Origin of the sequence: Pseudomonas sp. F01002, from assembly GCF_004402115.1 — a bacterium.
Lineage (GTDB): Bacteria > Pseudomonadota > Gammaproteobacteria > Pseudomonadales > Pseudomonadaceae > Aquipseudomonas > Aquipseudomonas frigoris.
In genome coordinates, this window is record NZ_SOPU01000017.1 from 192,423 (window position 1) to 203,177 (window position 10,755).

Below are 10,755 nucleotides of genomic sequence, written 5' to 3' on the forward strand. Positions count from 1 at the left end.
ATACAGGTCCGCTAACCGGCCGCCAACCCCTTCCCCGCCCGCTCCAGATTGCGCCACAACCACACCGGCAATACATCAGGATCAAGACTGTCGATCAGGTTCTTCAACGCCAACCCCAGCTCCGTATCACCCTCGATCACCAAACGCCGGCGAAAGAACAACGTATCCGGGTCTTCCTGGCGACTCGCCAGCAATAAAAACTCACGCCAGTTACCGCTGATGGTCACATGCGCGTCGGCGCGTTCAGCAATTCGCAACCCTTCACGGCTCAGCGTCAGGAACCAGGACAACCCCAGGTCCGGAATCCGCAGGCACATCCAACGCCCGCGCAACACCTCGAATTCACCATCGCGCAACGGCTCGGCGAGGCAGCGATTGAGCGCCTGCTGCAACGCCAGGCGCTGCACCGCAAAAGGCACCCGGCGCACCAGCGGCAACAACCGGTCGGCACCTTTCAACAGCCACTTTTTCCGATTCAACACAGGCCGACCTCCTCGACGCGCAACATACCGGCCTGGCCATGCCAGTAGCCGTTGCAACCGTCGACGAACAGCGGCGGTGTCTCGCCCAAACGAACCCGTTGATAGGCGGCAATGACCTCGGCCATGCCCTGAGCGCGAGGGCTCAGACGCAACAAGTCAGCGCCACAGGCCACCAGCCCGGTGTAATCCGCCAGCAGATTGGTCACCTCAGCCGACATCGTTTGAATACCGTTGATGGTGAACAGCGCCTGCCCTTCCTGACTGGTCAACGGCAGGCCGTCGGGGTAGTTGAGGCAGCAAAACCGACAGTCGTCCTTGGGCAGGTTTTCCGCCCGAGCGGTGAAGCAGCGTGCGGAATAGGCCAACGGCAAATGCCCATAGGCAAAGATCTCGACTTCCGGCACCTCACGGCCCAGTTCGCGCACCTGATCGAGCACATCGCCAATCAGCGCCGCCGAACACTCCACCGGCGGCACCCAACGGGTCATCCCGCAGTCCAGCAGTTGCGCGAGCGTATGACCGTTGTACAAATTCAGCGCCGGACCGCCCACGAACGGCAACTTGCGCTCGGCCAGAAACTGCACCGCACCCATGTCGTTGGCTTCCACCAGCAATTGGCCGTTGTCGCAAAGACGGCGCAGGCTGGAAAGTTCGGAGGCCGCTTCGATCAGCGTCAGGCTGGAGATCACCAACTGTGCCTGGCTGCATTCTTGCAACTCGCGACCCAGCCCCAGCCATTGATCCAGTGAAAAGGCCCGGCGTTTCGAACACACGGTTTCCCCCAGATAAATCACATCCAGGGGCAAGGCCGACATCTCGGCGTAAAAGTTGCTGAGTTGCTCTTTGTCCCAATAAAACAGAACCGGTCCAAGGCTGAGCTTCATGTCGCCTCCCTCATTGCCATGATCGATGGTAAGCACCCAGGGTGGTCTGGCTGCCTTCGGACAAACCGGCCAGCACCAGACGCCATTCCTCCTTGACCCGAAAACTGCCCGGCGAGCCGCGATGGGCATCCAGTGCCGCGCGCCAGACGCGGGTGACTTGTTCGACATAGGCCGGACTGCGTTGCCGGCCCTCGATTTTGATCGCTTCGACGCCGATGGCCGTCAATTCCGGCAGCAAATCCAGGGTGTCGAGGCTGGTAGGTTCTTCCAGCGCATGAAAGCGTTTGCCGCCGACCAGGAAACGGCCTTTGCACAGGGTCGGGTAACCGGCGGGTTCTTTGGGGGTGTAACGGTCGATCAGCACTTCACTGAGCCGTGCGCTCAAACCTCCAGCGTCTTCGCTCCAGCGCACCGCTTTTGCCGGCGAACAGACGCCGCACAGGTTCGGCGATTCGCCGGTGATGTAGGAAGACAGATGGCAGCGCCCTTCGGCCATGATGCACAAGCTGCCGAAGCCAAAGACTTCGATGGGCACCGGGCTGCTCGCAGCGACCTGGCGCACTTGCGCTAGCGACAACACCCGCGGCAGCACCGCGCGACGAATCCCGTAGCGTTGCGCATAAAACTCCAGCGCCGCGGCATGGGTCGCCGAGCCTTGGACCGACAGGTGCAACGCCAATTGCGGATGGCGCTGGCTGGCGTAGTTGAGCACCCCGGGGTCGGCGGCGATCAGCGCATCCACGCCGAAATCGGCGGCGCGATCGACCGCCCGCTGCCAGCGTTCCCAACCCTTGGGTTGCGGGTAGGTGTTGACCGCGACATAGAGTTTGCGTTGATGCTGGCGGATGTGGGCGACCGCCGCGTCGAACTGTTTGTCGTCCATGTTCAGCCCCGCGAAATGCCGGGCATTGGTGTCATCGCGAAAACCGACATAGACGGCATCGGCGCCTTCGCGCACCGCCGCTTTCAGCGCAGGCAGGTTCCCTGCCGGGCAGACCAGTTGCATGGGTAATCCTCATGGAAAAACGCGCTGCCAGTCTAGCGAGACCGGCAGGCACGGCCTTGACGGCAATCAATTGCGATCAATGCATCAGGTCGGCGAAGGACAGGAACATCACGTTGTCGTGCTTGAGCACTTGCTGCTCGCACTCGATCACCGCCAACCCGTCGGCCCAACACGCGGCGCTCAACATCGCCGAGCTTTGCTGAGGGTGCAGCTCCACGCTCAACTGGCCGTCAGCGCCCGGGGTCAGCCGAGCCCGCAGGTACTGCCGACGTTTGTTGCGCTGTAACCAGTCGAACCCGGCGGGCACGGCCAATGGCACCGGCAACACGTCTTTCACACCCTGGGCCCTGAGCAGGAACGGACGCACCACCACCAACGCGGTAATCAGCGCCGCCGAAGGATTGCCCGGCATGCCGATCCAGGGTTTGCCGGCCACTTCGCCGAAGGCCAGCGGTTTACCCGGCTGAATGGCCAGCCGCCAGAAATCCAGGCTGCCGAGTTCCTCGATGGCCTGTTTGAGGTGATCTTCCTCACCGACCGAGACGCCACCGGAACTCAACAACAGATCGCATTCCGAAGACGCCAGGCTCAAGGCATTCCGACTGCCCGCCAACTCATCGGCCATGACGCCATAGTCGTGGACCTCGACGCCCCAACCACTCAACAACGCCGCGAGGCAATAACGATTGCTGTTGTAAATCTGCCCGGGCGCCAATGGATCGCCCGGCTCACGCAGTTCATTGCCGCTGCTGAGCAAGCACACCTGCAACGGTCGATAGACCTCGACCCGCGCGATGCCCGCACCGGCCAACAACCCCACTTCTTGCGCACGCAGGCGTTTACCGGCCCGGAGCAACAGATCTCCCCGGCGAACCTCCTCACCTTCCTTACGCACATGATCGCCCGCGTTTACGGGCGGGAACCAGACGCGTTCGCCATCGATCCGGCAACGCTCCTGCGGCACCACCGTGTCGGCACCCGGCGGCAATGGCGCACCGGTAAATATCTGCACTGCCTGCTGCGCGAGCAAGGGCGAACATGCCGGATCTCCCGCTGCAATTCGTCCGCCAATAGACAAACAGCCGCCGTCCGGTGGCAGGTCAGCGGCCCTGAGGGCGTAACCGTCCATGGCACTGTTGTCCCAGGCCGGCAGGTTGACGGGGGAATGAATGTCCGCCGCCAGCACCCGCCCCGAGGCTTGATCCAGACCGATCTTTTGCGCCAGGGGCGGCGGCGGTGCCTGCTCCAGCAGACGGATGATGGCCTCGTCCACCGGCATCAGATGGCCGAGGTCACACACCCGGCCGGTCATGAGCGTGTCTCGCAGGCGTCGATGACCCGTTGCCCTTGCGGCTTCAAATGCGGGGCGAAATTGCACGGGCCGGTGCGGCTGTCCAATTGTTCGAGCAGGATCTGGTTCCAGGCGGTTCGACACGCGCCCGGCGAGCCCGGGACGCAGCACACCAGCACGCCATTGCTCATCCCGGCCAGTGCCCGTGACTGCAGACTGGACATGCCGATTTCCGCCAGGGACACCTGACGGAACAGTTCACCGAAGCCTTCCACGTGTTTGTCCAGCAACGGCAAAACCGCTTGCGGAGTGTTGTCGCGCGCGGTGAAACCGGTGCCGCCGGTCATCAGTATCACTTGAACCTGAGGGTCGGCGATCCAGTGGGCGACCTTGGCGCGGATCTGATAAATGTCGTCTTTGACCAGACCACGATCGATCAATACATGCCCGGCCGTTTGCAGCAAATCCGTCAGGGTCTGCCCCGAGGTGTCGGTGTCAAAGGTGCGCGTATCGCTGATGGTCAGCACGGCAATGTTCAGCGGTTCAAACGTGCGTAGCGCCAGATGGGCCATATCCAAGCCTTCCCGTGAATTAGGGTATGGGACAAAGCCTGAACCGGAATTCGCAGTGAGCCTATTCCTCCAAGGAGGTACCTCCACAGGGTACATAACTTGTGGGAGCGGGCTTGCTCGCGAAGGCGGTGTGTCAGGCAACATCAATGGTGACTGAAACACCGCCTTTGCGAGCAAGCCCGCTCCCACATTGACCTGCGTCGCTACATGACCTGCGCAGTGGATCTCAAGGCGCCAGGCGATTGCGTTGCCATACACCATCGCGCAAACGGTAATCGAGACGGTCATGCAAGCGGTCGGCACGGCCTTGCCAGAACTCCAGACGCTCAGGGTGCAGGCAGTAGCCGCCCCAATGTTCGGGCCGCGGCACGGTCTTGCCGGCAAAACGTTGGGTGGTTTGTATCAACAGCGATTCAAGCTCGGCCCGATTGGCCAACGGCCGGCTTTGCGGTGAAGCCCAGGCGCCCAGGCGACTGTCCTGTGAGCGGGAATCGTAGTACGCATCCGACAGCGTCGGGTCGAGCCTGGAGACCTGGCCTTCGATACGCACCTGACGCTCCAGCCCCGGCCAGAAAAAGGTCATGGCAGCATGCGGGTTGGCGGCCAGTTGCTGGCCTTTGTCACTCTGGTAATTGCCGAAAAATGTGAAGCCTTCATCGCTAATGCCCTTGAGCAGCAGGACCCGGCAGTGCGGGCGCCCTTCACTGTCGACCGTCGCCAACACCATGCTGTTAGCTTCGACAGGCGCGCGCTCGGTGTCGCGGGCCAGTTGCAGCCATTGCCGGAACATCGCCATTGGGTCGTCCAGCGCCAACTCGTCTTGCAGGCCAAAAAGGGTGTAGTTGCGGCGCATTTGTGCCAGGGAAAGGGGCATGACGGTGATCTCCAAAATGGTTCCGCCCAGTGTGCAAGACACTGCGCAACACCACCTTGACCACCATCAACACTGAGCATGCCCAGCCTTATTTTAGGCGCAGACGCCGAGCCAGTTTGTGCAGGTTGCTGGGATCGACTTCCAGAATCCGCGCGGCGCTGGCCCAGTTCTGCCCGGACAGGCTCAAGGCCTGGAGAATTTTCTTGCGCTGGTAATCGTCGACCGCTTCACCCAGGGGCTGGAACGGCTCATCAGCCGTAACGTCCAGGGGACTTTCGACGACCGCGCCCTGCCCGCCCATGGCACTGTCGAGGTCGAGAATCTCGGGTTCCAGCGTCATGATCAGGGTGCGACTCGTGCCGCGACTGAGCTGCTTCAATGCGGCTCGGCTGATCACATGTTCCAGCTCCCGCACGTTGCCCGGCCAGCTGTACGTCAGCAGCGCTCGCTCGGCCGCCGGCGACAGACGCAAACCGCGCAGACCGAGCCGCGTCCGATTGAGTTCAAGAAAATGCCCGGCCAGCATCAACACATCGTTACCCCGCTCGCGCAGCGGAGGAATCGGCACCGGGTACACCGACAGCCGGTGATACAGATCGGCCCGAAACAAGCCGTCGCGGATGCTGTCCGGCAGGTGCCGGTTGGTCGCGGCGATGATGCGCACATCGACATGCAACGGCTTGTCGGCGCCGAGGCGCTGGATCTCGCCGTTCTGCAGGGTGCGCAGCAGCTTCGCTTGCACGGCCAATGGCAATTCACCGACTTCGTCGAGAAACAGCGTGCCACCGTTGGCCGCGTCGAATCGTCCGGCCCGGTCACTGGTGGCGCCGGAAAACGCGCCTTTGACATGGCCGAACAATTCACTCTCTGCCAGAGACTCCGGCAACGCAGCGCAGTTGACCTGCACCAGAGGCTTATGACTGCGGCGCGACAGACGATGCAAGCGCCGGGCGAACAGCTCTTTGCCAACGCCGGTCTCGCCAAGCAGCAACACCGGCAGCTCGGAATCGGCGAGTACGTCCAGTTCATTGAGCAACTGGTGCAGCACCTCACTCTGCCCGAGGATTTCGCCTTCATCCGCCGGCCGCCGCACGTCTTGAATATCGCTGCGGGACAGGCGCAGGCTGCGGTTTTCCTGCTCAAGCCGGGTGACTCGCACGGCAGCTTCGATCTGCAAGGTACAGCGCTTGAGTTCTTCCCGCGCACGGCTGTCGAAGGTCCCGGCGTGCAGCGCATCGAGGGTGATCGCGCCCCAGATCCGCCCCTCCACATACAGACTCACGCCCATGCAGTCGTGCACTGGCATCGGTTCGCCGGCGTGATTGTCGAGCAAGCCGTCATAGGGGTCCGGCAGGCGACTGTCGGGCTCGAACCAGGTGGGTTCGCGCGACGCCATGATCGCCGCCAGCCGCGGATGCTGGGCGATGACAAACCGACGTCCCAACGCTTCATGCACCAGCCCCACCGTCGCGACCGGCCTCAGACTGTCGTCATCCAGACGCAGCAATCCCACGGCGCCACTGTTGAAGAACTCGCGCAGGGTCTGGACCAATCGTTGCAACCGCACGGCATTGGGCAACTCGACAATCAGGTCGGCCGCCAGGCTTTCACGCAGCATGGTAGTTATTACCCTCTATGGTTGGATTCACCCTAAAGCGTCCGGGTGCCTATCACCACAACTAATAAATAAGCGTTATTTTTCAACACGTTAAATATGGCATGCCGGATGCAATGAGCCTGGGGAACCGTTGAAATCCAAACAAGGAACCCCTGATGAGCCTGACCCTACTGGAACAAAGCCTCGGCCAACTGGCTTGCGACATTCCCGGCGCCACGCGGATTTTTCACACCTTCAAACTGGACTTCTGTTGTGGCGGGCATAAAAGCCTGCGCGAAGCAGCCGCTGGCAAAGACCTCGATCCGGTCCTGATTGCCGATGCGCTGCACCGGCTGCAAGACACCGGCGAAACCCAACACGACTGGCGCAACGAACCGTCGGAGCTGTTGATCGCCCACCTTCTGGCGCGCTACCACGCTCGCCATCGCGAGCAACTGCCGGAACTGATCCGCCTGGCCCGTCGCGTTGAGCAGGTCCACGGTCCGCGCAGCAGCTGCCCCAACGGCCTGGCCGATCTGCTGACCGACATGCAACAAGAACTCGAAGGCCACATGCTCAAGGAAGAACAAGTGCTCTTCCCGATGCTGCAACAGGGCATCGGCCCTCAGGCCGCGCCGCCGATCCAGGTGCTGCGCTTTGAACATGATCAACATGGCGAAGCCCTCGAAAAGCTGCTCGCGCTGACCAACAACATCACCCCGCCGCCCGATGCCTGTAACACCTGGCGAGCCCTTTATCGTGGGCTGCTGGAGTTTCGTGATGACCTGATGCAACACATCCATCTGGAAAACAACGTGTTGTTTGTTAACGCCTTGAACCGTCGTCACTGATCGATTGCCGCTCACACCCAACCCGCGCCAGCCCACCGGTTGACGCGGGTTTTGTCTGTCAGGGACGGCGGGCGATCAACCGTGCCAATAGAACATGGCCTTGGCCAGGATCACGATCAACACCATGTGCCCGAGGATGCTGCGGCGAATCCAGCTGGCGCGGGTCGCGGTCAGTCGTGCGCTTTTCAGCCAATACGCCAGCAGGAAGTAATGGCCGATGATGCTCAGGGCCAGAACGATTTTCAGGCTCAGCAACGTGCCAAAACTGCTCGCCAGCGGCTGACTCAATACGCCACGGTGTTGCCACGCCAGGCTGATGCCGGCGCCATACAACAGCAACACCACGCCATGCAGCACCTTGCGCGAACGCACTGCAATTGCCTGATCCGCCGTCGTTTGCGCGGTATCCGCCAACTCCTGGCGGGCGCGGTGCCAGATGACCACCTCGAAAAACAGCGTGCCGATGAAGGCAATCGCTGCCAGCAAGTGGGTGACCAGCAAAAAGGGATATAACACCGGCAGCCTCCATCAGTTCACGTGGTTAGCCCGGATGACCGTCCACCCGGGCCCGCAGCAGCATCGGCCCATAGCGCCAGGCGTACAGCGCAAACGCCAGCGCCCAACACAGACCGGCCAGCCACAACGCAGGCAGGGGAAAGAACAGGATCAACACGACCCGGCTCAAGCACGCCAGGTTGAGCAAAATGAACGCCAAAGTCATGCCCGACGGTGGCTCCAGCGCACGGCCGGTATGCCCCAGGCTGACTCGCGCAATCATCGCCAACACCAGGCCGCCCATGGCGCCGATCGTCAGGCAATGCACCGCCAGACTCGGATTGATCGGCACGCCGAAATGCCACAGCGCCATTGCGAGACAAGCCACCGCCAACCAGCCATACGCCAGGTACAACGACCACAGCAACGGCACGCGCCAGAGGGCGCTATCATGCCAGCGAATCAGACGCACCAGATGCCCGGCGGCCAGCACGGCGAACAACAGGCCCACCCCTAGATTGGGGTCAAGCGCAGGTCCGGCGGCATATAACAACGCCACCAGCGGTGAGCCAATCAGCAGCAGCCAATCCAGCCAGGGCCAAGGGGTAACGCCCTCGACCTTGCCGAGGCCGCGCTGGATGAAGAACGGAATGACCCGCCCGCCGATCAAGCCCATCATCGCCGCCACCAGCCAGAGGCCGGTCAGCACGCCTTGACGCTGCCAGCCTTCATGACCTTCGACCAGGCCGTACAGGGACAACCCGTCGGCCGCCGCTAACAGCAGCAGCACCACCGCAATCGGGTAGTTACGTGTCTGCCGCACCTTCCACAGGGTGAAACCCATGAGCGCGGCCACCGCCAGCGGGAACGCCAATTCCAGTACCGCAAGCACCGGCCACGGAGCATTGACCAGCCAGGCCACGCGCGCCAACAACCACAGCAATGCCAGCGCGGCCAGGGGTCGCCCGCTGATGCCGGGACGACCGGTCCAGGTTTGCACGGCCGTCAGCAGAAAACCCGCGATGATCGCCAAGCCGAACCCGAACAACAATTCGTGTCGATGCCAGCCCAGCCAGCCACCCGCCGGCTGCCAGCCGGAAAGCGCACCACTGAAGGCGGCCAGCCAGAGTGGAATGACCAGCACGGCCAGCAGGCAGCCGGCGAGGAAAAATGGCCGAAAGGCCAAACGTAACAGCGGTGCGATGGCCATCGCTTTACGGCGGTCGAGCACTTGCATAAAGCCACTCCTTTACCTTGCTGCTGACCTGACGCTAACCCGCAGGCGTCGAGGTAAGTCCGGGGGCAATGATCGTGTATTGACGATCAATTGCCTTTGTCGCAGATCAAGTGTGCAAGGGACGTGCCCCGCAGCTTTCTCGTTTTCCAGTGGCGAGGGAGTTTGCCCTTGTGGGAGCGAGCTTGCTCGCGATGACAGCGGTACATTCAGCATCAATGTCGGCTGACCCGCCGCTATCGCGAGCAAGCTCGCTCCCACAGGGGTGATCGATTCAGGGTACAAATGACCCTTTAATGGTCTTTTAAACCCTAAACCTCATGGTTGTTTTTACCCTCTTATCTGACAACCCCAATAAACAAGGCCCTCCGGGTATGGCCCGCGTCTTGCTCAAGCTTTCAGCAACCTTGATCCCTCTCGATCCCCAGGAGTCGTCATGAAAAAAGTCATCCAGCCACTGGCCTGGTTTGTGGTGTTGACCTCGGTTCTGGCGTTGGCCAGCGGCGTCTCGCTAGGCCTCGTTTGACTTGTTCGCCATCCCCTCCTCAATCCTCAGGATGAATTCTTATGGTGCTTCATCGCGTCCATCACCAGATTCTGCGCAGTCATCACTTGTTCGAGCCGTTGAACGAAGAACAGCTAGGTGAATTGATGAGTACCAGCCACTTGCTGAGCATCGACAAAGGCGAACCGCTGTTCCGTCAGGGTGAGCCGGCAGACTCGTTTTATTTCATCATTGCCGGGGCGGTAAAAATCTACCGCCTGACACCGGATGGGCAGGAGAAAGTGTTTGAGGTCATTGGTGATCGGCAAACCTTCGCCGAGGCGATGATGCTGATGGACACCCCGAACTATGTGGCCTCGGCCGAAGCGATCTGCCCGACTCAGCTCTACCGGTTATCCAACAACACCTACATGCGCCTGCTGCAGAGCAATAGCCGACTGACCTTTGCGCTGCTCGGCAAGCTCTGCGTTCGCCTGCATCAACGGGTCAACGAAATCGAAACCCTGTCCCTGAAAAACGCAACCCACCGGGTCGTGCGCTATTTGCTGACGCAACTGGTGCGCCAGCAAACCATTGACAGCCAATTCGAACTGCCGATGGCCAAGCAACTGATTGCCGGGCATCTGTCGATCCAGCCGGAAACCTTTTCGCGGATCATCCGTCGCCTGATCGATGAAAACATCATCACCCAGGACGGCCGCCAGATCGCCATTCTCGATCGTCTGCGCCTGGAACAGTTCGAGTGAGTGCCATGCCCGTCTGTTTGTATTGCCAACACGTAAACCCTGCGCAAGAAACCGAGTGCCGCCAATGCGGCATGCCCCTGCCGGCATTGGCTGCACACGCGGCGCAACGTCGGCTGCGCCGATTCATGTGGTTCTGCATCGGCCTGACACTCTTCTGCGTGACGATGTTTTTCTGGCTGCCACGCAGCGCCTGATCCCCACACATCCCCTGTAGCAGC

At 61.3% G+C, this 10,755-nt stretch carries 12 protein-coding genes; 3 read left to right on the forward strand and 9 right to left on the reverse strand.

Features of this window, described 5'->3' with window-relative positions; genetic code table 11:
- Positions 1-11: 11 nt before the first annotated feature.
- From E3W21_RS13165 to norR, 7 genes are all read right to left on the reverse strand, one after another.
- Positions 12-482: an SCP2 domain-containing protein gene (locus E3W21_RS13165; RefSeq protein ID WP_134420242.1), complete on the reverse strand. Its 471-nt coding sequence runs from the start codon at positions 480-482 to the stop codon at positions 12-14.
- Positions 476-1,366 carry a U32 family peptidase gene (locus E3W21_RS13170; protein WP_095133606.1) on the reverse strand — a complete coding sequence of 297 codons (891 nt, stop codon included), beginning with the start codon at positions 1,364-1,366 and terminating at the stop codon, positions 476-478. Before E3W21_RS13170 ends, E3W21_RS13165 begins: the two co-directional genes overlap by 7 nt.
- A gap of 10 nt (positions 1,367-1,376) precedes the next feature.
- Entirely contained in the window at positions 1,377-2,372 is a 996-nt protein-coding gene (locus tag E3W21_RS13175) for a peptidase U32 family protein (RefSeq protein ID WP_134420244.1), read from the reverse strand.
- Positions 2,373-2,448: 76 nt separating this feature from the next.
- On the reverse strand, positions 2,449-3,684 hold the full coding sequence (gene glp, locus E3W21_RS13180) for a gephyrin-like molybdotransferase Glp (RefSeq protein ID WP_134420246.1): 1,236 nt from the start codon (positions 3,682-3,684) through the stop codon (positions 2,449-2,451).
- On the reverse strand, positions 3,681-4,235 hold the full coding sequence (moaB, locus tag E3W21_RS13185) for a molybdenum cofactor biosynthesis protein B (RefSeq protein ID WP_134420248.1): 555 nt from the start codon (positions 4,233-4,235) through the stop codon (positions 3,681-3,683). Before moaB ends, glp begins: the two co-directional genes overlap by 4 nt.
- Before the next feature lie 226 nt (positions 4,236-4,461).
- Positions 4,462-5,109 carry a pyridoxamine 5'-phosphate oxidase gene (gene pdxH / locus E3W21_RS13190; protein WP_134420250.1) on the reverse strand — a complete coding sequence of 216 codons (648 nt, stop codon included), beginning with the start codon at positions 5,107-5,109 and terminating at the stop codon, positions 4,462-4,464.
- Positions 5,110-5,197: 88 nt separating this feature from the next.
- Entirely contained in the window at positions 5,198-6,727 is a 1,530-nt protein-coding gene (gene norR, locus E3W21_RS13195) for a nitric oxide reductase transcriptional regulator NorR (protein WP_134420252.1), read from the reverse strand.
- A 155-nt stretch (positions 6,728-6,882) separates the two neighbouring features.
- On the opposite strand from norR, the gene ytfE reads away from it, so the two are divergent.
- Entirely contained in the window at positions 6,883-7,557 is a 675-nt protein-coding gene (gene ytfE, locus E3W21_RS13200) for an iron-sulfur cluster repair protein YtfE (protein WP_134420254.1), read from the forward strand.
- Positions 7,558-7,632: 75 nt separating this feature from the next.
- Here the strand turns inward: ytfE and E3W21_RS13205 are convergent, their stop codons facing one another.
- On the reverse strand, positions 7,633-8,073 hold the full coding sequence (locus tag E3W21_RS13205) for a CopD family copper resistance protein (protein ID WP_134420256.1): 441 nt from the start codon (positions 8,071-8,073) through the stop codon (positions 7,633-7,635).
- Between the two features lie 25 nt (positions 8,074-8,098).
- Entirely contained in the window at positions 8,099-9,289 is a 1,191-nt protein-coding gene (locus E3W21_RS13210) for an NnrS family protein (RefSeq protein ID WP_134420258.1), read from the reverse strand.
- A 564-nt stretch (positions 9,290-9,853) separates the two neighbouring features.
- Between E3W21_RS13210 and E3W21_RS13220 the strand changes: the two genes are divergently transcribed.
- Positions 9,854-10,537: a Crp/Fnr family transcriptional regulator gene (locus E3W21_RS13220; RefSeq protein ID WP_134420262.1), complete on the forward strand. Its 684-nt coding sequence runs from the start codon at positions 9,854-9,856 to the stop codon at positions 10,535-10,537.
- Positions 10,538-10,542: 5 nt separating this feature from the next.
- Positions 10,543-10,731, forward strand: coding sequence for a protein DnrP (locus E3W21_RS13225; protein ID WP_134420402.1), 189 nt, complete (start codon positions 10,543-10,545; stop codon positions 10,729-10,731).
- Positions 10,732-10,755: the final 24 nt, after the last annotated feature.